Genomic DNA, 22,521 nt, shown 5'->3' with positions numbered 1-22,521 from the left:
GATGCGCAGTGAGTCCCCCGGCAATGGACGCCGCAGACGAAAAAAAGCCCGGCGCAGGCCGGGCTTGAATAACGTGACAGCGAACCCGGATCAGTGGAACTGTTCTTCTTCGGTCGAGCCCGACAGCGCCTTGACGCTCGACGAACCGCCCTGGATCACGGTGGTCACGTCGTCGAAGTAGCCAGCGCCGACTTCCTGCTGGTGCGACACGAAGGTGTAGCCCTTGTCCCGCGCTGCGAATTCCGGCTCTTGCACCATGTTGACGTAGTGCTTCATGCCTTCGCCGCGGGCGTATGCGTGGGCGAACTGGAAGGTGTTGAACCAGTTGATGTGGATGCCGGCCAGCGTGATGAACTGGTACTTGTAGCCCAGTGCCGACAGGTCTTCCTGGAACGACGCGATCTGCGTGTCGTTCAGGTTCTTTTTCCAGTTGAACGACGGCGAGCAGTTGTACGACAGCAGCTTGCCCGGGCAGGCGGCGTGCACGGCTTGCGCGAATTCGCGGGCGAAGCCGATGTCCGGCACACCGGTTTCGCACCACACCAGGTCGGCGTAGGGCGCGTAGGCGACACCACGGCTGATCGCTTGCTCCAGGCCGTTCTTGACGCGGTAGAAGCCTTCTTGCGTGCGCTCGCCGGTGAGGAAGGGCTTGTCGTTCGCGTCGTGGTCCGACGTGATCAGGTTGGCGGCTTCCGCATCGGTGCGGGCCAGCACGATGGTCGAGACGCCCATGACGTCGGCTGCGAAGCGGGCCGAGATCAGCTTCTCGCAAGCTTCCTGCGTCGGCACGAGCACCTTGCCGCCCATGTGGCCGCACTTCTTCACGGCAGCCAGTTGGTCTTCGAAGTGAACGCCGGCAGCGCCCGAAGCGATCATGTTCTTCATGAGTTCGAAGGCGTTGAGCACGCCGCCGAAGCCCGCTTCCGCGTCCGCAACGACTGGCAGGAAGTAGTCGATGAATTCCTTGTCGCCCGGATTGATGCCGCGGCCCCACTGGATTTCGTCTGCGCGCTTGAAGGTGTTGTTGATGCGACGGACCATGGTCGGCACCGAGTCGTACGCGTAGAGCGACTGGTCGGGGTACATCGTCTCAGACGTGTTGCCGTCGGCAGCGACTTGCCAGCCCGACAGGTACACGGCTTCGAGGCCGGCCTTGGCTTGTTGCATCGCTTGGCCGGCGCTGATGGCGCCGAATGCGTTGACGTAGCCCTTCTTGGCGCCGCCGTTGATCTTTTCCCAGAGCTTCTCGGCGCCGCGCTTGGCCAGCGTGTGCTCGATCGGCAGCGAGCCGCGCAGGCGCACGACGTCGGCTGCGCTGTAGCCGCGCTTGACACCCTTCCAGCGGGGGTTGGTGGCCCAGTCTTTTTCGAGGGCGGCGATTTGTTGTTCTCGGCTCAGTTGTTCGGTGATGGATTGGGGCATGGTCACTCCAGAGTTGTTGATGGGTCGGCGGTGGCGCCTCGGGGATTAAATGTAGCTGGAATCACCAGTCTTATGTCTTATAGAAGACATAAATTTCACTCAACAAAATCAATAAGTTACGAACGCTTCCTTCAATGTGAAACGAGTTCTCTCATATTGAGAAAAAATATTGCGGCGCAGCACCGCGCTTTTTCATGATGCGCAATGACGTCCTTTGCCGTGAAAAAGACGCGCGCATCGCGCCACATTTCGACGCTCAACCCCGCGCAAGCCAGTCGCCACTGTCGATCGCGGTCCGGCCTTCGATGCGGCCGGGATGGATTTCGTAGACCAGGCACATCACTCCCTGCGGCCCGACCATCACATCGAGTTCGCGCTTCAGGTATTCGCCGGAGCCGTCCGCCGCCACGCCCTCCAGCAGGTCCAGCGCGGCCTCGACCTCCGGCGTGATGCGATAGACCTCGCCACGGATGCTTCCCTCACCACCCAGCACGGCGCCGGGATAGGCGCCCAGGTCATACAGCGTGCCGGCGATCACACCATCGCCCACGCGCTGGGGCCGCGGGTGATAGCGCGCGATGTCGTTGCTGCCGCCCGCACGCAGGGTGCCGTAGACGAACACGTGGCGGGCTGCGAGGGCTGGCTGCGGCATCATCGAATCTCTTTTGTCTGAACGGCTCGCAGTCTATTGAACACCCCACGCACCAACGGCCAGCGCTTGCTCGCGTACGGCTGTCTCGCGCTCAGCATGTCGCTCGTCGGCTGCTACGTTGCCCTTTCCAAGCCATTGGTCGCGACTTTTCCCGTGTTGCTGCTGGCGTGGCTGCGCTTTGGCATCGCGGGGCTCGCGATGCCGCACTGGTTGCGCCGCCCAGCCGACGAACCGCCGATGACGCGGCGCACGCGCGGCCTGGTGTTCCTCGAATCCTTTCTCGGCAACTTCATGTTTTCGCTCTGCATGCTGTTTGGCGTGAGCATGACCAGCGCGGTGTCGGCGGGCGTGATCATGGCGTCGCTGCCTGCAGTGGTCGCGGTGGCGAGCTGGATGTTCCTGCGCGAGCGCATTACCGCGCGCATCGTGACGGCGATCGGCTGTGCGGCCGTGGGCATCGGCCTGCTCGCGCTCACGCCGGCGCACGCTGCCGCGCCGGACGCACCGAAGGTCGCGATGCCGTGGCTGGGCAACCTGCTGGTGTTCTGCGCGGTGCTCTGCGAAGCAGCCTATGCGGTCATCGGCAAGTCGCTGACGGGGCGACTCGGACCGCGGCGCATCTCGTCGCTGATCAATCTCTGGGGCTTCGTGCTCTCGACACCGTTCGGCATCTGGCTTGCATTGCGCTTCGACTTTGGCGCCGTGCATGCAGGCACGTGGCTGCTGCTCGTGGCCTATGCACTGGCCGCGAGCATCTGGACGGTGTGGCTCTGGATGACCGGGCTGCGCCACGTTCCGGCAGCGAAGGCGGGCGTGTTCGCGGTGATGTTGCCGGTCAGCGCGGCACTGGTCGGCGTGCTGGTGTTAGGGGAAACACTGTCGCAATTGCAGGTGCTGGCGTTCGCACTTGCACTACTCGGCGTGGTACTCGCGACATGGCCCGCGCGCCGAGGGTGAAGCGAGGGGTCTTCTCTCCTCTGAAAAAACAACATCTCCCAATGAAAAAACCCTCATTTCCCTTGGAAACGCGTTTTTTCTCATTTAGCATCCGCACTACCAGTGGATGCTCTGTTTTTCATTGGTGAATATCTCATCCAAAACAAGGAAATCAATCATGGCAACTGCAAAGAAGGCTCCGGCCAAAAAGGCTCCCGCAAAGAAGGCCGCACCGGCAAAGAAAGCGGCTGCTCCGGCAAAGAAGGCTGCTCCTGCAAAGAAGGCGGCCCCGGCGAAGAAGGCTGCTGCACCCGCGAAGAAGGCAGCAGCTCCGGCCAAGAAGGCCGCACCGGCAAAGAAGGCGGCTCCCGCCAAGAAGCGCACCCCCAACGCTGCGTTCATGAAGGCCTTGACCCCCAGTCCGGCACTCGCCGCTGTGGTCGGTTCCACCCCGCTGCCGCGCACTGCCGTGGTCAGCAAGCTGTGGGACTACATCAAGAAGAACAACCTTCAGGACAAGGCCAACAAGCGCAACATCAACGCCGACGCCAAGCTGAAGGAAATCTTCGGCAAGCCGCAAGTGTCGATGTTCGAGCTCGCTTCGCTGATCGGCAAGCACGTCAAGTAAGCCGTAGGCGCTTCGTGCGCCTGCCCGAAGAGCCGGCCTTGCGCCGGCTTTTTTTCGTTTGGGGGTGACCGCTCTTCAGCGGTGCTTCACTTCCCCAACGCCGCCTTCGTGATGCCGCTCAAGGTGCCGCGCGTGGTGATGATCTCGGGGTCGAGCGGTATCTCGATCAGCGTGCCGGTGTCGGCCTTCAATGCACGCAGCAGCGCCGCCTCGAACTGGTCGGTGGCGGTCACCCGCTCGGCCGCGTAGCCATAGGCGCGTGCGAGCGCGCAGAAGTCCGGGTTGCGCAGCGCCGTGCCGCTCACGTTGGTGGGGTACTCGCGCTCCTGGTGCATGCGGATGGTTCCAAACATGCCATTGTTGAGCAGGACGATGATGCTCTTGCCGCCGTGCTGCGATGCCGTCGCAAGCTCCTGCCCGTTCATGAGGAAGTCTCCGTCGCCGGCGATGGTGAAGGCGATTCGCCCGCTCACGAGGTTTGCGGCAATGCCCGCGGGAACGCCGTAGCCCATGGCGCCGCTGGTCGGCGCGAGCTGCGTCTTGTGGCCCTTCACGAGCCCGTGATAGCGGAAGAAGCGGTGCACCCAGCTCGCGAAGTTGCCCGCGCCATTGGTGATCGCGGCGTCATGCGGCAGGTGCTGCTGCAGCAGTGCGACGACGGCCGCCATGTCGACCGCGCCGCGCGGGGCCGCGGGCGGGAGTCCGGGCAGCGGCTGCGGCTGCAGGTTGGCGAGATAGTCGGCATGGGCCGCATCGGTCCAGGTTTGCCAGGGCAGTTCCGGCGGCGCCGTGAGCACCTCAAGGCTGCGGGCCGCGGCGCTCATGCCGGCGTTGATGGCGAGGTCGGCCTGGTAGACGCGGTTGAGTTCCTCGGCGCTGGCGTGGATGTGCACCAGCTTCTGCTTCGGCCTGGGCGCTTCGAGCAGGGTGTAGCCGCTGGTCGTCATCTCGCCCAGGCGCGGGCCGATGGCGATGACCAGGTCGCTGTCCTTCACGCGCTGCGCGAGCCTGGGGTTGATGGCAATGCCGACGTCGCCGGCGTAGAGCGCATGGTGGTTGTCGAACGTGTCCTGGAAGCGGAAGGCATTGCCCACAGGCAGTTGCCAGTTCTCGGCAAAGCGCTGCAGGGCCTGGGCCGCCTGCGGTGTCCAGCCACTGCCGCCGGCGATGACGAAGGGGCGCTTCGATTCCAGCAGCAACTCGCGCAGCGTGCGCAACGCGCCCGGGTCGCTCCACGGCTGCACCGCCTTCACGCGCGGCAGGGGTTGCGCCGTCGTCATCGAGCGCAGCATGTCCTCCGGCAGCACCAGCACGACGGGGCCGGGCCGCCCGTTCATCGCGGTGGAGAAGGCACGCGCAACGTACTCGGGGATGCGGCTGGCGTCGTCGATGCGTTCGACGCGCTTGGCAAAGCCCTTGGTGCTGGGCCCGAAGAAGCTGCCGTAGTCGACCTCCTGGAAGGCTTCACGATCGCGGAAGTCGCTGCCCACATCGCCGATGAACAGCACCATCGGCGTGGAGTCCTGGAACGCGTTGTGCACGCCGATCGATGCATTGGTTGCGCCCGGCCCGCGCGTGACGAAGCAGATGCCCGGCCGCCCGGTGATGCGCGCATGCGCGTCGGCCATGAAAGCGGCGCCGCCCTCCTGCCGGTTGACGATGAAGCGGATCGAATCGCCGTGCGCATGAAAGCCGTCGAGCACGGCAAGGAAGCTTTCGCCGGGCACACCGAAGGCGTGTGTGACGCCTTGCGCGACGAGGCACGACACGAGCAGGTGGCCAGCCATGACGGACGATGGAACGGCTGCACCGGCAACGGCGTCTTGCGGGAGAGTGGGGTTGGCTTGTGTCACGCGGGCCTCTTGAAGTGGTGGCCGATTATCGGGAGCGTGCAATTCACCGTGGCCCCTCGGGAAAACGATGTGGCAGCTATTCACGATGCGGTGAATTATGGCCGCCATGTTGAGTCCCGCAACCCTGTTGTCGACGACTGACGCAGCCCCTGCCGAACTGCGCAGCCGCAACGCGGACCGGACGCAGCAGGAGATCCTGAAGGCTGCCACGCAGGAGTTCTCGACGGCCGGCCTGGGCGGTGCGCGCATGGAACGCATCGCCGCGCTGGCGAGGGTCAACAAGCGGCTGGTGTACTACTACTTCGAGAGCAAGGAACTGCTTTTTCTCTCGGTGCTCGAGGACACCTATGCGCGCATCCGCGCGGCCGAGCGCACGCTGCGGCTGGAGAACCTGGAGCCCGCCACGGCCGTGCGCCGGCTCGTGGAATTCACCTGGGACTACTACCTCGAGCACCCGGAGTTCCTGGCCTTGCTCAACAGCGAGAACCTGCATCGCGCGAGTCACCTGCAGCGCTCATCGCATATCCAGGAAATGAACTCGCCGCTGGTGCAGTTGCTGCGCGACGTGGTGGAGCGCGGCCAGCGCGAAGGCTTGTTCCGGGAAGGTGTGGACCCGGTGCAGCTCTACATCTCGATCGCGGCGCTTTGCTACTTCTACCTGTCGAACAACCCGACGCTGTCGACGATCTTCGGGCGCGACCTGCGCACGCCCGCGGCGCTGTCGGAGCGGCTTTCGCACATGACGGATGTGGTGATGGGGTACCTGTTGCGCAAATAGCAACGGCGGGCGGCAGTTCACCAGGGAGTTAACGACAAGAGCGGAGACCGAATGGATTCGTACGACGCAGCGTATTACCGGCATCACGGCCACCTGACGGTGAACGGCGTGTTCCCGTCCGACGAGATGGACAGCGTCGTGCGCGACATCGAGCAATGGGGCGAGTCCTTCCTGCAGACGCTGCCGGCGGAGCAGCGCAGCTGGTACATCGACGGCGGCGTGACCGCGCGGACGGTGCTGCGCAAGCTGGACAACCCGCATGCGCATCGACCTGCGGTGCAGGCGCTGGCGCGCGATCGCCGGCTGCTCGACCTGGTGGAAGCCTTCATCGGGCCGGGCGTGTCGGTGTACTTCAGCCAGATCTTCTTCAAGCCGCCGGAAGGCGGCGGCCCCAAGCCGGCGCACCAGGACAACTTCTACTTCGGCCCTGCCGACCCGGAAGGCGTGGTGACAGCATGGATCGCGCTCGACGATGCGACGCTGGAAAACGGCTGCCTCTACTTCGGCGACGGGACGAACCTGGGGCCGGTCTATGCGCACTTCGCGCCGGAGGGGGAGCCGTTCAACCTGCAGATTCCAACGGACATCCTGGCGCGCCAGCCCATGGTGCCGGCGCCGGTGCGCAAGGGCGGCGTGAGCTTTCATCACGGCAACACCTTCCACTGCTCGGGTTCGAACAACAGCAACAAGTGGCGCCGCGCCTGCGCATTGCACTTCGTGAGCGATGGGAACAGCTTCGACCACCCCGCCCTGCCCTACGACCATTCCTTGAAGTTCCGGGTGTCATGACATGAGGCACTGGATGCATCCGGCGACGCGGCCGTTCTGGCTGATCCTGATCCTGCTGGTGCTGTGGGACATCGCGATCCGGGTATTCAAGATCCCGCCCTACCTGATCCCGCCACCGCTCGCGGTGGTCAAGCAGTTGTTCGCCGAATGGCCGATGCTGCTGCGCGAGATGATGCCGACGCTCTATGCAACGCTCGGCGGCTTTGCGCTCTCCGCCATCATCGGCGTGCCGATCGCGATGTGGATCGCCTACTCGCGGCTGGTCGAGAGCTTCGTCTATCCGCTGCTGGTGTTCTCGCAGTCGGTGCCGAAGGTGGCGATCGCGCCGCTGTTCGTGGTGTGGTTCGGCTTCGGCATCGTGCCGAAGGTGATTGCGGCCTTCCTGCTGGGATTCTTCCCGGTGGTGGTGTCGACGGTGCAGGGCTTCAAGTCGGTCGAGCCCGATGTGATCGACCTGGCGCGTTCGATGGGCGCCAACGGGCTCAAGATCTTCCTCAAGTTCCGCCTGCCGCATGCGCTGCCGGCCATCTTCAGCGGGCTCAAGGTGTCGGTCACGCTGGCCGTGGTCGGCGCGGTGGTGGGCGAGTTCGTCGGCTCCAACTCGGGCATCGGCTTCGTGTTGCAGCGCGCGACCGGCACCTTCGACCTGCCGCTCATGTTCGCCGCGCTGGTGGTCCTGTCGATGATGGGCGTGGTGCTGTTCCTCATCGTCGAGCTGATCGAGCGCTGGCTGATGCCCTGGCACGCGTCGCAGCGGCATGACGTGCAGCAGGCCACGGCCTGACCGCCCCCATTCGGTATCCCTTTTCGCAACCTCAACCTACAGGAGACACAGCATGGAACGTCGCAACTGGATTCGAATGGTGGCCGCCGCCGCACTGGCAGCGGGGCTGGCACCAGGTGCGATGGCGCAGCCGCGCGACAAGGTGACCCTGCTGCTCAACTGGTATGTGTACAGCGAGCATGCGCCCTTCTTCATCGGCAAGGCCAAGGGGCTCTATGAAGCGGAAGGCATCGACCTCGACATCCAGGAGGGCCGCGGCTCGGCCGTGTCGATCCAGGCGGTGGCGGCGAACTCGGCCACCTTCGGCTATGTCGACGTGCCGACCATGATCAAGGCCGCGACCAAGGGCGCGCCGGTGAAGGCCGTCGGCGTCGCCTTGCAGGTGAGCCCGATGGCGGCCATGGGGTTCAGCGAGAAGAACATCAAGACGCCGCAGGACATCGTCGGCAAGACGGTGGCCATGACGCCCGGCGATTCGATGAGCCAGATCTGGCCGCTTTTCCTGAAGAAGACGGGCTTGCAGGAGGGGCAGTACAAGGTGGTCTCGGGCGACGCGCAGACCAAGCTCAACGCCGTCATCAACGGCCAGGCCGACCTGCTGCTGGGCTATGTGATGGACCAGAACATCAAGGTGCAGGACGCGACCAAGAAGCCGGTGACCGTGATCCGCTTCGCGGACTACGGCGTGACGCTGGTCAGCTCCGGCATCGTGGCGCACAAGGACACGCTGACCAGCAAGCCCGACCTGGTGAAGCGCTTCATGCGCGCCACGACCAAGGCCTTCGAAGAGACGGAGAAGGCGCCCGAAGCCGCGATCGACGCCATGCTCGCCGCCAACAGCAAGGCGGGCCAGCGCGACACGCTCATCGTCGGCATCAAGCTGACCACGCCGCTCTACCACTCGGCCGAGACGAAGTCGCAGCGCCCGCTGCGTGCATCGATGAAGGACATCAACGAGTCACTCGACCTGCTGGTGCAATACGGTGGGCTGGAGGCCGCGTCGCGCGGCAAGGCGGAGGACTGGGTGACGAACGATTTCCTGCCGCGATGAGTCGCGCGGCATGACCGCCGTCGTCATCCCGCTCGACCCCGCCGAGCGCGCGGCGCAGGTGCTCGCGCCCGTGCTGATCGAGGGGCGCGGCGTCAGCAAGACCTACCGCACGCGCGAAGGCGATGTGGAGACGCTGAAGCCGCTCGACTTCCAGATCCGCGCCGGCGAATTCGTCTCGGTCATCGGACCTTCGGGCTGCGGCAAGAGCACGCTCATGAAGATGGTGGCCGGCCTGCTGCCGATCAGTGGCGGCGAGTTGGAGCTCTCGGGCAAGGTGGTGCGCGGGCCGCAGACCGATGTCGGCATCGTGTTCCAGAGCGCCTTGCTGCTGCCCTGGCGCACGGTGATCGACAACATCCTGCTGCAGGCGGAGATCCGCGGCCTGCCCAAGGCTGCCGCGCGCGATCGGGCCGACAAGCTGATGACCATGGCCGGCCTGCAAGGCTTCGAGAACAAGTACCCCTGGCAGCTTTCGGGCGGCATGCAGCAGCGCGTCGCGATCCTGCGCGCCTTGCTGCACGACCCGCCGGTGTTGCTGATGGACGAGCCCTTCGGCGCACTCGACGCGATGACGCGCGAGAAGATGAACGTCGAGCTGCAACGCATCTGGATGGCCGCGGGCAAGACCGTGCTGCTCATCACGCACAGCATCCCGGAGGCGATCTTCCTGTCGGACCGCGTCTTCGTGATGACCGAGCGGCCCGGCCGGTTCGCCGCGGTGTACGACATCGACCTGCCGCGCCCGCGCGCGCTCGACGTGATGGGCAGCGCAAAGTTCGCGGCCCATGCCAGGACGCTGCGAGCGCATTTCTTCGCGCAGGGCCACCTCGATTGAACGGCGCCCGCCCCCCAGGCCCCTGCCGCATCCTGAAGAACACGCATGGCTGACACATCCATCGCTACCGCACCCAAGGTGCGCGTGCTCGCAGTGGACTGCGGCGTGCGCCCGATGCACCTGCGCCTGCCCTTCAAGTTCGGCGCCGCCACGCTCACGCGCTGCCCGCAACTCTTCGTGCGTGCGGTCGTGGACTGCGGCCCGCAGGGCACCACGACCGGGTGGGCTGCCGAGATGATGGTGCCGCGCTGGTTCGACAAGCGCAGCGGCCCGAGCCATGCCGGCAACGTGCGCGACCTGCAACTGGCCGTGGCCGCCGCGGCCGACGCCTACACCCACAGCGCCGCGCAGCCCGCCTTCGGCCTGTTCGAACGCCACTACGCCGAGCTGATGGCCGAAGGCGCCTTTCGCGATTCGACCGAGCTTTCCACCGCCTACGGCCAGGCCGTGCTCGACCGCGCGGTACTCGATGCGCTGTGCCGCGCCACGCGAAGCTCCGTGTACGGCGCCATCCAGCGCAACCTGGTCGGCTTCACCGACACGGCCATTGCCGCCGACATGGCCGACTGGGACTGGAGCAACTGGCTCGGGACCCTCGTGCCCTCGACGACCCTGCACGCCCGCCACACCATCGGCATGCTCGATGCGCTGGACGACGATGGCCTCGCGGGCGACCCGGCCGCGCTGCCCGTGGGCCTGCCTGCCATCGTGCGCCGCTACGGTCATCGCCATTTCAAGATCAAGCTCGGTGGCGACGTGGCCACCGACCTGGCACGCCTCGATGCGGTGCTGGCCACGCTGGACGCCGTGCAGCCGGGCCATTGCTTCACGCTCGACGGCAACGAGCAATATCCCGGCACCGACGCACTCGCCGCGCTGTGCGAAGGCTTGCGTGCCATGCCCCGGTTCGCGGCGCGGCCCGACACGCTGCTCTACATCGAGCAACCGCTCGCCCGCGACGCCAGCCTGGAGGCCGATCTCGCATCGCTCGACAGCCCCGCGCCCCTGTTGCTCGACGAAGCCGACGGCTCGCTCGACGCCTTTCCGGCCGGCCGCAAGGCGGGATGGCGCGGCGTATCGAGCAAAGGCTGCAAGGGCCTCTACAAGGCGATCATCAACCGCGCCCGCTGCGACAAGTGGAACGCACACGCGCCCGAAGGTCCCCGCTACTTCATGTCCGCCGAAGACCTGACCTGCCAGGCCGGCCTGGCGGTGCAGCAGGACCTGGCGCTGGCCGCGCTGCTCGGCCTGAGCCATTGCGAGCGCAATGGCCATCACTACGTCGACGGTTTCGGCGATGCGCCGGAGCAGGAGCAGATTGCTTTCGCCGTCGCGCACATGGGCTTGTACGAAGCGTCATCGGGGCGCGCGCGGCTCGCCATCCAGGACGGCCGCATCGCGATCGGCTCGCTCGCCCGCACGGGCTTCGCCTCCAGCGCCATTCCCGACTTCGACAGCCTGCGCCCCCTGGCCGACGCGCCACTGCTTGTCTAGTTCCAACCCCGGAGACATCGAACCCCATGGCAACCCAACGACTCGGAATCATCATGCACGGCGTGACAGGACGCATGGGCACCAACCAGCACCTGATCCGCTCGATCTGCGCCATCCGCGCGCAGGGCGGCGTCCTGCTCTCGAATGGCGACAAGGTGATGCCCGACCCCATCCTGATCGGCCGCAACGCCGCCAAGGTCGAGGCCCTGGCAAAGGCGCACGGCGTGACGCGCTGGGGCACCGACCTCGACGATGCGCTGGCGAACGCCGAGGACACGGTGTTCTTCGATGCTGGCACCACCCAGATGCGGCCCGCCCTGCTGGCCAAAGCCATTCGCGCCGGCAAACACGTGTATTGCGAGAAGCCGATCGCGACCAACCTCAACGAGGCGGTGGAGATCGCGCGCCTTGCCCAAGGCTCGGGCCTGAAGCACGGTGCCGTGCAGGACAAGCTCTTCCTGCCAGGCCTGCGCAAGCTCGACATGCTGCGCCGCGCGGGCTTCTTCGGCCGCATGCTCAGCGTGCGCCTGGAGTTCGGCTACTGGGTGTTCGAGGGCGACCTGCAGCCGATCCAGCGGCCGAGCTGGAACTACCGCAAGGAAGACGGCGGCGGCATGATCCTCGACATGATGTGCCATTGGCGCTACGTGCTGGACAACCTGTTCGGTGAAGTGAAGTCGGTGTCCTGCCTGGGCGCCACGCACATCCCGAAGCGCTGGGACGAAGCCGGGCAAGCCTATGAAGCGACCGCCGACGATGCGGCCTACGCGACCTGCCAGTTGATCGGCCACAACGGCGAACCCGTCATCGCGCAGCTCAACATGAGCTGGGCCACGCGCGTGCGGCGCGACGACCTCGTGACCTTCCATGTCGACGGCACCGACGGCTCGGCCGTCGCGGGGCTCTCGGCCTGCCGTGCGCAGTCGCGCGTGGCCACGCCGCGCCCGGTGTGGAACCCGGACGAGAAGCAGAGCATGGACTTCTTCGGCCAGTGGCAGGAGATTCCAGACTCGCAGGTGTACGACAACGGCTTCAAGATCCAGTGGGAGCACTTCATCCGCCATGTCGTGGAGGACGCGCCGTACCGGTGGACGCTGCCCGAAGGCGCGAAGGGCGTGCAACTGGTCGAGGCCGCGCTGGCAAGCTGGAAGGAGCGGCGCTGGGTCGACGTGTCCCCGCTGCACGTCTAGATGACCACCCCCGCCGCGGGCCGCCGCGAACATGCTTCGCCTGGCATCGAGAAGCACTGAGAAGCACCGAGAAGAGACATGACCCTGACGCTCACCCTCCCCGTCGCAAGCGGCGCGCTCGCTCCCTACGCGCTGCGCGGCACAGTGCCGGTCAAGCCACGCGCGGGCATCGCGTTCAACCGGATCGCGTACTCGGCCGCGCACGTCGTGGCAGACCCGCTCGCGGCGGTCGATCCCTGGCTGCAGGCCGCGGTCGACTGGGACGCGACGCTCGACTACCGCCGTCACCTGTGGGCGCTCGGCCTGGGCGTGGCCGAGGCGATGGACACCGCGCAGCGCGGCATGGGGCTGGACTGGCCGACCTCGCTGGCGTTGATCCGCCGCTCGCTCGATGCCGCGAAGGATGTGCCCGGCGCGCGCGTCGCATCGGGTTGCGGCACCGACCACCTGAATCTCGACGACGTGAAAAGCATCGACGACGTGATCCGCGGCTACGAGGAGCAGATGGCCGCGATCGAGGCGCTGGGCGGCAAGCTCATCGTCATGGCCAGCCGCGCGCTGGCCCGCGTCGCCACCAGCCCGGCCGACTACGAACGCGTGTACGACCGCATCCTGTCGCAAGCCCGGCAACCCGTGCTGCTGCACTGGCTCGGTGACATGTTCGACCCGGCGCTGGCCGGCTACTGGGGCTCGCACGATATCGATGCCGCGATGGACACCGCGCTCGGCATCATCGCCGCGCACCCCGACAAAGTCGACGGCATCAAGATCTCGCTGCTCGACAAGGACAAGGAGATCGCCATGCGCCGCCGCCTGCCCGCGGGCGTGCGCATGTACACCGGCGACGACTTCAACTACGCCGAGCTGATCGCCGGCGACGGCCAGGGCAGCGAACCGACGCACCGCCAAAGCGACGCGCTGCTCGGGATCTTCGATGCGATCGCGCCCGCCGCCAGCGCCGCGCTGGGCGAGCTCGCGCAAGGCCATCTGGACAGGTTCCACGCGATCCTCGGCCCGACGGTGCCGCTGTCGCGCCACATCTTTGCGGCGCCCACGCGCTTCTACAAGACTGGCGTGGTCTTCATGGCCTGGCTCAATGGCCACCAGTCGCACTTCACCATGGTGGGCGGGCAGCAGAGCACGCGATCGCTGCTGCACCTGGCCGAACTGTTCCGCCTGGCCGACGCCGCCAACCTGCTGGAGCAACCCGGCCTGGCCGTGCATCGCATGAAGACCTTGCTGGCGATGCATGGCCTCGAAACGTAGAACGGCGACCGCGAGTCCGTCGCGTGTTGCCTTAGAGTGATGCGATGCGCGACTTCTCCAACGACCACGACTGGCTTTCCATCAACACCGCGACCGTGCGCAAGCAACGGGGCGTCGAGGTACCGCTCGACCGCATCATCGATCAGTGCGCGGAGCGCGGCATCCGCGCCATCGCTCCCTGGCGCGACCAGGTCACGGCGGTCGGGCTCGACAAGATCGCCAAGCAATTGAAGGCGCACGGCATCGGCCTGTCCGGCTACTGCCGCGGCGGCTTCTTTCCGGCGGCCGACGCGGCGGGGCTGAAGGCCGCGCTCGACGACAACCGCCGCGCCATCGACGAAGCCAGGACCCTTGACGCGCCCTGCGTGGTGCTGGTCGTCGGCGCCCTGCCCGGCGCGCTCGAAGGCAAGGTTGCCTACAAGGACATCGCCCGCGCGCGCAGCGAGGTGCACGACGGTATCGCGGCCTCGCTCGAATATGCGCGCGAGGTCGGCATGCCCTTGGCCATCGAGCCGCTGCACCCGATGCAGGCCGCCGACCGCGCCTGCATCAACACGCTCGAACACGCGCTCGACATCTGCGACGAACTCGATCCGCAGCAAAGCGGCATGCTCGGCGTCGCACTCGACATCTATCACGTCTGGTGGGACCCGAAGCTGGAGCAGCAGACCGCGCGCGCCGGCAAGCCGCGCCTGCTGGCCTACCACCTCTGCGACTGGCGCACGCCCACGCGCGACCTGTTGACCGACCGGGCCATGATGGGCGACGGCGTGGTCGAACTCAGGAAGGTGCGCGGCTGGGTCGAAGCGGCTGGATTCGAAGGCTTCTGCGAAGTCGAGATCTTCTCGTCGCTGGACTGGTGGCAGCGCAGCGGGGAGGAAACGCTGGACACCTGCATCGAGCGCCATCGCAGCTGCGTTTGATGCCCTTCGAAGGCGGAGCGTCGAACGCAGTCGGCCGCCCGCATTCCCGCCCCCTTCCCATGGCCACGCCGACTCTCGACGATCTCCGGCGCTATGCCATCGCGCGAACGCTGTTCAAGCCCACCACCTTGCCGCGCGCGATCCAGCGCCTGGGCTTCGTGCAGGCGGATCCGATCCGGGCGCCCGCGCGTGCGCAGGACCTGACGCTGCGCCATCGCGTCAAGGACTATCGGGCCGGCGACCTCGAGCGCAAGTACACCCGGCTGGCGGTGGAGGAGGACTGCCTGGTCAACTACGGCTTCCTGCCGCGCGAACACCTGGCGCTGATGCATCCGCGCGAATCGAGGCAAGCCTGGGACGAAGCGACCCGGCGCAAGGCCGAGGAGGTGCTCGCCTTCGTGCGCGAGCGCGGCGCGGTGCATCCGCGCGAGGTCGAACTGCATTTCGCGCATGGCCGCATCAAGAACTACTGGGGCGGACAGAGCAACGCGACCACGCACCTGCTCGACGGCATGCACTACCGCGGCATGCTGCGCGTGGCCCGGCGCGACAGCGGCACGCGCGTCTACGAGGCGGTGACGCATGCACCCACCGATGACAGCGACACGGGCCGCGCGCAACGCGCCGCCGCACTGGTCGAGCTCGTCATCCGCAAATACGCGCCACTGCCCGCCGCGAGCCTCACCTACCTCGTGCGCCTGCTCGGCTACGGCGCGCCGCACCTCTCGCCCCAGACGCAGACGGCCCTGCAGCATGCGCGCGAGAAACTGGCCTCCTGCCGTATCGACGGCACCACCTGGTACTGGCCCGCCGATGAGAATCCGGCCTCGCGACGCCATGCGCCGGACGAAGCCGTGCGCCTGCTCGCACCCTTCGATCCCGTCGTCTGGGACCGCCGCCGCTTCGAACTGCTTTGGGGCTGGAGGTACAAGTTCGAGGCCTACACGCCGGCGCCGAAACGCCAATACGGCTACTACGCCTTGCCGCTGCTCTGGCGCGACCGGGTGATCGGCTGGGCCAACGTGTCAGCCAGCGAGGGCCGCTTGCAGCCGAGCTTCGGCTATGTCGAGCGCAAGCCGCGGGAGGCGGCATTCGGCGCCGCGCTTGACGAGGAGTTGCAGCGTCTCGCGCAGTTCCTTGCGCCTCGCTGAGCCGAGGCCGTGGGGGGCACGCAGGTGGCTCCCGTCAACTCTTCTTGTCATCCTCCCCGGGCTTCTTGCCCGTCCCTCTCAGTTGCACGAGTTTCTGGAGGGTGTCGAACCAGAAGGGTGCGCCGAAAAGGGCGGACAAGGCGGTCAAGAACCATCCCGGAACATGCGAAAGCCAAGACCATGACCAGCCCGCAGGCAAAGGCCAGGGCCAAGGCGAAAGAGGGTCCGAGTCGGGCGCGCGGAGTTGCCACCCCAGCGGCAGCGTTTCCATCGTGTTGAAGGCCGCCTCGGGCTTCGTTTGCCCGATGTCATTTCCGGCCGTGATCAGCGCCGAATAGGCAGGACGCGCCCAGATCGCACCCGCAAGGTTGACGCTGTCGATGTTCAGTGCGCCCGCCACCAGCAACCCGATGATGAGGGTCCAGAATTGCGTGCGCCTCTTGTACGCGCCCGACAAGCGCTGCATGCCCGAGTCGAACCATGACGCCAGCTCGGCCTCGATCTCCGCCCGGCCTCCGTTCGCCCGCTGGTAGATCCCCGTCAACAACTGCCTCGTCTGTGGATCGCTGATTTGCCCTATCGCAATCTGAAGGTTGGCACCGTCCATTCCAGCGGCCGTCGCGGCGGCCTGGGCGCTGTCCAGGAGCGCCCTGGCGAAGTGAATGGGCTTGATATAGGAGGGTTTGACGCTGGGGGCCGACCCGCCGCCGGCCGATGGGGTGTTCAAGGGATTGACCAACGAATGGTCGTAGATCGCGCGGGCCAGACCCGTAAAACCCGGATCGTTGAGCAAGTCCTTGACCCCCTGAAGCAAGCCATTGGCCCGAAGCTTCAGGACCGAGGCCGCGGCCTCGCGGATCTGACTGACGATCAGGCTGACGGACGCAAAACAGAACACCAACCCGATGGCAACTTCCAAGACGGTACTGTTGAACATTTCGGTCTCCTCAAGTGTGAACTTGCACAGAGCCTGCCTTTGAAGTCGTGCGGACAAGGCAGGAGTCACAAGGTATCCGGATCGCCCGCGCGGCGCACCCTCTGCAAGCAGTACGAACTCCGGCAGAACCTGAAATGCCCGTCAGTTGGCGGTCAGTAGCGCGTTGCTCGCGCCCTTTGGAAAATCCCGGATCCGGTTCTCGCAGGGTCTTTGCTCCTGGGTGACAGCGCAACTTGGCGCTGCTGCATAGAATCCGCTTCGCCCCGACGCAAGCCGGGGCGAAGCGTTCTCAGGGCGGGGTGTAACTCCCCACCGGCGGTGATGGCGGCGAAAGTCGCACAAGCCCGCGAGCGCCTGGCCTCCACGAGGTTCAGGGTCAGCAGATTTCGGTGCGATTCCGAAGCCGACGGTCACAGTCCGGATGAAAGAGAGCGCGAACCGCAGGCCGGGCTGCGCGCGTTTGTCGCGCCGCCTTGCATGTGGTTTCGTGCGCCCTGATTCATACAACCTGCTTTGCAAAAGAGGCACCATGAGTCAGATCAACGACCTTCCCCTTTCCGCCGTCCCGGCGTCCGACGCATCGCGCGGACTGCGCGTCGCCTTCGTGCAGGCGCAATGGCATTCGGACATCGTGCACCAGGCACGCGATGCCTTCCTCGACGAGATGGAGCGCCAGGGCTTCGCCCGCGACCGCATCGACGTCGTCGACGTGCCCGGCGCGTTCGAGATCCCGCTGCATGCCAAGCGGCTCGCGCTGTCGGGCCGCTACGCCGCCATCGTCGGCTGCGCACTGGTGGTCGACGGCGGCATCTACCGCCACGAGTTCGTCGCCAACACCGTCGTCAGCACGCTGATGTCGCTGCAGCTGGAGACCAACGTCCCGATGCTCTCCGCGGTGCTCACGCCGCACCACTTCCACGAGCATGTGGAACACCGCAAGTACTTCCACCGCCACTTCGCCATCAAGGGCACGGAGGCGGCGGATGCGTGCATCAAGACGCTGGAGAGCCTGCGCGTGGTCGAGGCGCTGACGACGGCCTGAACGGGGCTACGCGGCGCGGACGGACGTGCCGCGCTCGTACCAGGCCTGCGAACGGTTCACCACCGCAACCACCGCCAGCATCACCGGCACCTCGATCAACACACCGACCACTGTGGCCAGGGCCGCCCCCGACTCGAAGCCGAACAGGCTGATCGCGGTGGCCACGGCCAGTTCGAAGAAGTTGCTCGCGCCGATCAGCGCTGACGGACCTGCCACGCAGTGGGCGACACCCAACCTGCGGTTCAGCCAGTACGCCAGGCCCGAATTGAAGACGACCTGCAGCAGGATCGGTACCGCGAGCAGCGCGATCACCAGTGGCTGGCGCAGGATCGCCTTGCCCTGGAAGGCGAACAGCAACACCAGCGTGAGCAGCAAGGCCGCGATGGACCATGGGCCAAGCCGCGCCGCCACCGCTCGCAGGTGCGTTTCCCCCCGGCGCAACAGGCCACGCCGCCACCCTTGCGCGATGGCCACCGGAACCACGATGTAGAGGCCGACCGAGGTCAGCAGCGTGTCCCAGGGCACCGTGATCGAAGACAGGCCCAGCAGCAGCGCGACGATGGGCGCGAAGGCGATGACCATGATCGCGTCGTTGAGCGCGACCTGCGACAAGGTGAAGTACGGGTCGCCCCGGCAGAGTTGGCTCCAGACGAACACCATCGCGGTGCAAGGCGCGGCCGCCAGGAGGATCAGGCCCGCGATGTAGCTGTCGAGTTGCCCTGGCGGCAACAGCGGCGCGAACACATGGCGAATGAAGACCCAGCCCAGCAGCGCCATCGAGAACGGCTTGACCGCCCAGTTGATGAACAGCGTCACGCCGATGCCACGCCAGTGCGTGCCCACCTTCCCGAGCGCGCCGAAGTCGATCTTCAGCAGCATCGGAATGATCATGATCCAGATCAGAAGGCCAACCGGCAGATTGACGCGTGCCACCTCCATGGCGCCCACGGCGTGCGACAGGCCCGGCAGCCATTGCCCGAGGCCGACGCCCGCGACGATGCACAACGCCACCCACCACGTCAGGTTGCGCTCGAAGAAGCCGATGACCGGCGCCTGCTTCAGCATGCGCCGGCGCAGGCACCGGCCGGAGCGACCTCGCAGGCCTCGCCGTCGCAGCAGTTGTCCGTGAGGTAACCGATCAGTTCATTCATCCGGCCATAGGCGGCGCGATAGATCAGGTTGCGCCCATTGCGTTCTTGCGTGACCATGCCCGAATGCAGAAGTTCCTTCAGGTGAAACGACAAGCTCGTGCCCGGCACGGCGATCGCCTCGACCAGCGCGCCCGGCGTCAAGCCCGAGGGCCCGGCGACCACAAGCGCGCGAAAAACCTGCAGCCGAACCGGCTGCGCGAGCGCGGCCAGCGACTTGACGACATCCGGAGCTTCCATATTTCAATAATATTTGGATAATTGGAATGATGCAATCCCAAGCCCCTTCCATCACGATCTTCCACAACCCCAACTGCGGCACCTCGCGCAACGTGCTGGCGATGATCCGCAACAGTGGCGTCGAGCCCGAGGTGATCCAGTACCTGAAGACACCACCGTCGAACGAGCGCCTGCGCGACCTGGCCGCCGCCATCGGCACCGGTGTGCGCGGCCTGCTGCGGCAAAAGGGCACGCCCTACGATGAACTCGGCCTGGGCGATACCAAGTGGACTGACGCGCAGCTGCTCGACTTCATCCGGAAGCATCCGGTGCTGCTGCAGCGCCCCATCGTCGTCACGCCGCTCGGCACGCGCATCTGCCGGCCGTCGGAAACGGTGCTCGACATCCTGCCCGCGGCGCAGCTCGGCGCATTCGACAAGGAAGACGGCGAGCGCGTGGTCGACAAGGATGGCCGTCGTGTGGAGTGACGACCCGACGCTGCCCGCACTCGACGCATCGCTCTTCCAAACCACCGACGCGACGCGGCTCTGGCCGGCCACGCGCGCCACGCACGCGCCGCGCATCCTGATGCTCTACGGCTCGGCGCGCGAGCGCTCGTTCAGCCGCCTGCTGACCCACGAAGCGGCGCGGCTGCTGGCTGCGCTTGGCGCGGAGGTCAAGGTGTACGACCCGCGCGGCCTCCCCCTGCCCGACGACGCGCCGGCCATCCATCCCAAGGTCGATGAGTTGAGGCGGCTTGCATCCTGGGCAGAAGGCATGGTCTGGACCTCGCCCGAGCGCCATGGCGCCATGAGCGGCATCCTCAAGGCGCAGATCGACTGGATTCCACTCGCGCTCGGCGCCGTGCGCCCCACCCAAGGCAAGACACTCGCGGTGATGCAGGTGAGCGGTGGTTCCCAGTCCTTCAACGCCGTCAACCAGATGCGCGTGCTCGGCCGCTGGATGCGCATGCTGACCATTCCGAACCAGTCGTCCGTGGCCAAGGCCTACCAGGAATTCGACGATGCCGGCCGCATGCGTCCGTCCGCCTTCTATGACCGCGTTGTCGACGTAATGGAAGAACTCGTGAAGTTCACACTGCTCACGCGCGACATGGCGCCCTACCTCGTCGACCGCTACAGCGAACGCAAGGAAAGCGCGCAAGCGCTACGGCAACGCGTCGACCTGCGCGCCATCTGAGCGCGCATCGGGCGCGCTCAGGCAGAGGCAGGAACCAGCAGCGTGCGCCGCACGCGACGCACATTGAACGCGCTGGCAATCAGCACACCCTGCGTCAGCGCCAGGCCGAGGATCACGCTGAGATACTGGCCGCGGTCCATGAGCGGACCAAAGACCAGCGGCGCCACCGCCTGCCCGATGTCAAGGCCGGCATACACCACGCCGTAGACCCGGCCGGTGGCGTTCGGCGGCGTCGACTTCTTGACCAGCAGGTCGCGCGACGGCCCGGCAATGCCGGAGGCAAAACCCATCGCCCCGAACAGCACCGGCACCATCGCCGCCGGAAAGCTGGCAAAGGCCAGCACCAGCGCGAGCGCCGCCGCGATGCCGAAGCCCGCGCCCACGATGCGTTCGCAACGCGAAGGGTCGGAGGCGAGGAAACCGCCCACCACCATGCCGCCCGCGCTCGCCACCATGTAGACAGTGAGGCACACGGCCACCAACGCCACCGGCACCGCATGCAAATGCCCCGCCGCGACCGGCGCAAAGGTCTGCACCACGCTGATCACCATGGCATAGAACAGGAAGAAGCCGAAGCACATCCACACGGCGGGGATGCGCAGGAAGCCGAACTCACCGCCCACGTGCGCACCGGCGCCCTGCCCCGTCGCCTTGTGCACCTCCTTGACGTCGAGCGCCAGCACCTCGCGGTAGAGCCACAGCACCACCAGCACGGCCAATGCGAGCACGCCCGCGGAAGCCAGCGCCACGCGCCAGGAAAAGGCTATGGCCAACGGCACCACGAAAGCCGGCGCCAGCGCCCAGCCCAGGCTGCCGGTGATGCCGTGCACGCTGTAGGCATGGCCCAGGCGCGACGGCGCCACCTTGCGGTTGAAGAGCGTGTAGTCGACCGGATGGAACACCCCATTCCCCATGCCCGCGAAGACAGCGCATAACAGCAGCATCCAGTAGTTTGGCGCGACCGAATAGCCGATGGCAGCCAGGCCGAGCAGGCCCAGTCCGACGAACAGCACCGGCCGCGGCCCGAGCTTGTCGACCACGAAACCGGAAGCCGCCTGCACGACGCACGAGACCACGAAGAACACGGTCAGCACCGCGCCCAGTTCCGTGTAGCTGACGTTGAAGGCATCCTTGATCCAAGGGAAAAGCGGCGCCAGCGTCAGTTGGCTGAAGTGACTGATGGCGTGAGCCAGGCCGACCAGGCCGATCAATTTCGCGTCGGAGCGCAAGGTCGTCGGCGTGGCGGCGGCGGAGTGGGAGGCGGCGGTCATGTCTGGCTACAAATTCGAAAGCGGACTCTGATGCTAGCCGGGCAAGCAGCGTCAGAATGGCGATAGAGGGACAACAATTGTCGCAATCATGCCAAGCACTGAAACCCCCGACCGCCTCCGTGAATTGGCGCGCGGCGGCGCGAATGCGCCGACCACCAGCGTCGGCCCGCTGACGCCGCACCTCTACGCGCCCGATGCGGTGCGCCCTTTGCGCGCCAAGGAACATTTCCTGAAGGCCGACACGCTGGTCGAACTGCATCAGCACCCCTGGCCGCAACTGACCTTCTCGACGCGTGGCGTGATCCGCCTCAGCACCGAGGACGGCAGCTACATCGTGCCGCCGTCGCGCGCGCTCTGGGTGCCGGCCAACATGCCGCACAGCATCACGCTGATCGAGGACGCCGAATTGCGCACGGTCTACCTGCACGGATGGATTGCCCCGAGCTGGGAGCGCTGCGAGGTGCTGGAAATCAGCGGCCTGTTGCGCGCGCTCATGCTCGCGCTCGACACCACGCCCGATGGCCTGCCGCCGGCCGACCCGCACGCGGCGCAACGCGAGCGCTGGATCGCGCCGCTGCTGGTCGACGAACTGGAGCGCGCCACGCAGATCCGCATCGACGTGCCGCTGCCCGCCAACAAGCGCCTGCGCCAGTTGTGCGAGACGATGCTGCGCGCTCCCGCGAGCCGCGCCACGCTGGCCGAGCGCGCGCATGCCATCGGCGCCAGCGAGCGCACCGTGGCGCGCATGTTCCGCGACCAGCTCGGCATGAGCTGGCAGCAATGGCGCCAGCAGGCCGTGATGGCGCACGCACTGCCGCTGCTGGCGCGCGGCATGCCGGTGAGCCAGGTCGCGACCGCCAGCGGCTATGCCACCGACAGCGCCTTCTGTGCCATGTTCAAGGCCGCGACCGGCCAGTCGCCTACCGCTTTTCAACACAAGAAGAAGTCGTAA

23 protein-coding genes and 1 riboswitch are annotated in these 22,521 nt (G+C 66.3%); of the genes, 16 read left to right on the top strand and 7 right to left on the bottom strand.

All coding sequences use genetic code 11. From position 1 onward, the window contains the following. Window positions 1-90 precede the first annotated feature (90 nt). Both aceA and HB681_RS25595 read right to left on the bottom strand, forming a co-directional pair. Window positions 91-1,422: an isocitrate lyase gene (gene aceA, locus HB681_RS25600; RefSeq protein WP_213957687.1), complete on the bottom strand. Its 1,332-nt coding sequence runs from the start codon at window positions 1,420-1,422 to the stop codon at window positions 91-93. Window positions 1,423-1,678: 256 nt separating this feature from the next. Next, entirely contained in the window at window positions 1,679-2,077 is a 399-nt protein-coding gene (locus HB681_RS25595) for a gamma-glutamylcyclotransferase family protein (RefSeq protein ID WP_345944746.1), read from the bottom strand. A gap of 33 nt (window positions 2,078-2,110) precedes the next feature. Between HB681_RS25595 and HB681_RS25590 the strand changes: the two genes are divergently transcribed. Both HB681_RS25590 and HB681_RS25585 read left to right on the top strand, forming a co-directional pair. Beyond that, window positions 2,111-3,031 (top strand): DMT family transporter, encoded by a 921-nt coding sequence (locus HB681_RS25590; protein ID WP_345944745.1) that lies wholly within the window; start codon window positions 2,111-2,113, stop codon window positions 3,029-3,031. Between the two features lie 157 nt (window positions 3,032-3,188). Further along, entirely contained in the window at window positions 3,189-3,638 is a 450-nt protein-coding gene (locus HB681_RS25585; RefSeq protein ID WP_213957788.1) for an SWIB/MDM2 domain-containing protein, read from the top strand. An 86-nt stretch (window positions 3,639-3,724) separates the two neighbouring features. Here HB681_RS25585 and HB681_RS25580 read toward each other — a convergent pair whose 3' ends face one another. Further along, on the bottom strand, window positions 3,725-5,425 hold the full coding sequence (locus tag HB681_RS25580) for a thiamine pyrophosphate-binding protein (RefSeq protein WP_213957787.1): 1,701 nt from the start codon (window positions 5,423-5,425) through the stop codon (window positions 3,725-3,727). 172 nt (window positions 5,426-5,597) lie between these two features. Here HB681_RS25580 and HB681_RS25575 point away from each other — a divergent pair, with 172 nt between their 5' ends. The 10 genes from HB681_RS25575 (at window position 5,598) to HB681_RS25530 (ending at window position 15,752) form a co-directional block, all read left to right on the top strand. Continuing rightward, window positions 5,598-6,269, top strand: a complete 672-nt coding sequence (locus HB681_RS25575; RefSeq protein ID WP_213957686.1) for a TetR/AcrR family transcriptional regulator — start codon at window positions 5,598-5,600, stop codon at window positions 6,267-6,269. Window positions 6,270-6,320: 51 nt separating this feature from the next. Further along, window positions 6,321-7,058: a phytanoyl-CoA dioxygenase family protein gene (locus HB681_RS25570; protein ID WP_213957685.1), complete on the top strand. Its 738-nt coding sequence runs from the start codon at window positions 6,321-6,323 to the stop codon at window positions 7,056-7,058. Between the two features lies 1 nt (window position 7,059). Beyond that, window positions 7,060-7,842 (top strand): ABC transporter permease, encoded by a 783-nt coding sequence (locus HB681_RS25565; protein WP_213957684.1) that lies wholly within the window; start codon window positions 7,060-7,062, stop codon window positions 7,840-7,842. Between the two features lie 52 nt (window positions 7,843-7,894). Beyond that, window positions 7,895-8,893 (top strand): ABC transporter substrate-binding protein, encoded by a 999-nt coding sequence (locus tag HB681_RS25560; RefSeq protein ID WP_213957683.1) that lies wholly within the window; start codon window positions 7,895-7,897, stop codon window positions 8,891-8,893. Window positions 8,894-8,903: 10 nt separating this feature from the next. Next, complete coding sequence (locus tag HB681_RS25555) at window positions 8,904-9,728, top strand: ABC transporter ATP-binding protein (RefSeq protein ID WP_213957682.1); 825 nt, start codon at window positions 8,904-8,906, stop codon at window positions 9,726-9,728. 45 nt (window positions 9,729-9,773) lie between these two features. Continuing rightward, on the top strand, window positions 9,774-11,222 hold the full coding sequence (locus HB681_RS25550; protein WP_213957681.1) for an enolase C-terminal domain-like protein: 1,449 nt from the start codon (window positions 9,774-9,776) through the stop codon (window positions 11,220-11,222). 26 nt (window positions 11,223-11,248) lie between these two features. Beyond that, window positions 11,249-12,412: a Gfo/Idh/MocA family oxidoreductase gene (locus tag HB681_RS25545; RefSeq protein ID WP_213957680.1), complete on the top strand. Its 1,164-nt coding sequence runs from the start codon at window positions 11,249-11,251 to the stop codon at window positions 12,410-12,412. Between the two features lie 78 nt (window positions 12,413-12,490). Then, complete coding sequence (locus HB681_RS25540) at window positions 12,491-13,678, top strand: dihydrodipicolinate synthase family protein (protein ID WP_213957679.1); 1,188 nt, start codon at window positions 12,491-12,493, stop codon at window positions 13,676-13,678. 44 nt (window positions 13,679-13,722) lie between these two features. Then, window positions 13,723-14,601 (top strand): sugar phosphate isomerase/epimerase family protein, encoded by an 879-nt coding sequence (locus tag HB681_RS25535; protein ID WP_213957678.1) that lies wholly within the window; start codon window positions 13,723-13,725, stop codon window positions 14,599-14,601. Window positions 14,602-14,660: 59 nt separating this feature from the next. Then, complete coding sequence (locus HB681_RS25530; RefSeq protein WP_213957677.1) at window positions 14,661-15,752, top strand: crosslink repair DNA glycosylase YcaQ family protein; 1,092 nt, start codon at window positions 14,661-14,663, stop codon at window positions 15,750-15,752. A 34-nt stretch (window positions 15,753-15,786) separates the two neighbouring features. On the opposite strand, the gene HB681_RS25525 is transcribed toward HB681_RS25530, so the two are convergent. After that, window positions 15,787-16,689 carry a hypothetical protein gene (locus HB681_RS25525; RefSeq protein WP_213957676.1) on the bottom strand — a complete coding sequence of 301 codons (903 nt, stop codon included), beginning with the start codon at window positions 16,687-16,689 and terminating at the stop codon, window positions 15,787-15,789. Between the two features lie 281 nt (window positions 16,690-16,970). After that, a riboswitch (FMN riboswitch) is annotated at window positions 16,971-17,126 on the top strand. Between the two features lie 92 nt (window positions 17,127-17,218). On the opposite strand from HB681_RS25525, the gene HB681_RS25520 reads away from it, so the two are divergent. Continuing rightward, window positions 17,219-17,731, top strand: a complete 513-nt coding sequence (locus tag HB681_RS25520) for a 6,7-dimethyl-8-ribityllumazine synthase (protein WP_213957675.1) — start codon at window positions 17,219-17,221, stop codon at window positions 17,729-17,731. A 6-nt stretch (window positions 17,732-17,737) separates the two neighbouring features. Here HB681_RS25520 and arsB read toward each other — a convergent pair whose 3' ends face one another. Further along, window positions 17,738-18,796: an ACR3 family arsenite efflux transporter gene (arsB, locus tag HB681_RS25515; RefSeq protein WP_213957674.1), complete on the bottom strand. Its 1,059-nt coding sequence runs from the start codon at window positions 18,794-18,796 to the stop codon at window positions 17,738-17,740. Next, window positions 18,790-19,119: a metalloregulator ArsR/SmtB family transcription factor gene (locus HB681_RS25510; RefSeq protein WP_213957673.1), complete on the bottom strand. Its 330-nt coding sequence runs from the start codon at window positions 19,117-19,119 to the stop codon at window positions 18,790-18,792. The genes arsB and HB681_RS25510 overlap by 7 nt, the downstream gene beginning before the upstream one ends. A 29-nt stretch (window positions 19,120-19,148) precedes the next feature. Between HB681_RS25510 and arsC the strand changes: the two genes are divergently transcribed. Both arsC and arsH read left to right on the top strand, forming a co-directional pair. After that, complete coding sequence (arsC, locus tag HB681_RS25505) at window positions 19,149-19,586, top strand: arsenate reductase (glutaredoxin) (RefSeq protein WP_213957672.1); 438 nt, start codon at window positions 19,149-19,151, stop codon at window positions 19,584-19,586. Next, the gene (gene arsH, locus HB681_RS25500) at window positions 19,567-20,298 is read left to right on the top strand and encodes an arsenical resistance protein ArsH (RefSeq protein WP_213957671.1); all 732 of its coding nucleotides are present in this window, start codon (window positions 19,567-19,569) and stop codon (window positions 20,296-20,298) included. The genes arsC and arsH overlap by 20 nt, the downstream gene beginning before the upstream one ends. 17 nt (window positions 20,299-20,315) lie before the next feature. Here arsH and HB681_RS25495 read toward each other — a convergent pair whose 3' ends face one another. After that, the gene (locus HB681_RS25495) at window positions 20,316-21,569 is read right to left on the bottom strand and encodes an MFS transporter (RefSeq protein WP_213957669.1); all 1,254 of its coding nucleotides are present in this window, start codon (window positions 21,567-21,569) and stop codon (window positions 20,316-20,318) included. An 88-nt stretch (window positions 21,570-21,657) separates the two neighbouring features. Between HB681_RS25495 and HB681_RS25490 the strand changes: the two genes are divergently transcribed. Next, on the top strand, window positions 21,658-22,521 hold the full coding sequence (locus HB681_RS25490) for a helix-turn-helix transcriptional regulator (protein WP_213957668.1): 864 nt from the start codon (window positions 21,658-21,660) through the stop codon (window positions 22,519-22,521).

Origin of the sequence: Variovorax sp. dw_954 (assembly GCF_018449755.1) — a bacterium.
Lineage (GTDB): Bacteria > Pseudomonadota > Gammaproteobacteria > Burkholderiales > Burkholderiaceae_C > Variovorax.
Note: the sequence above shows the minus strand (reverse complement) of the source record. Positions and strands in the feature narration are given on the sequence as shown.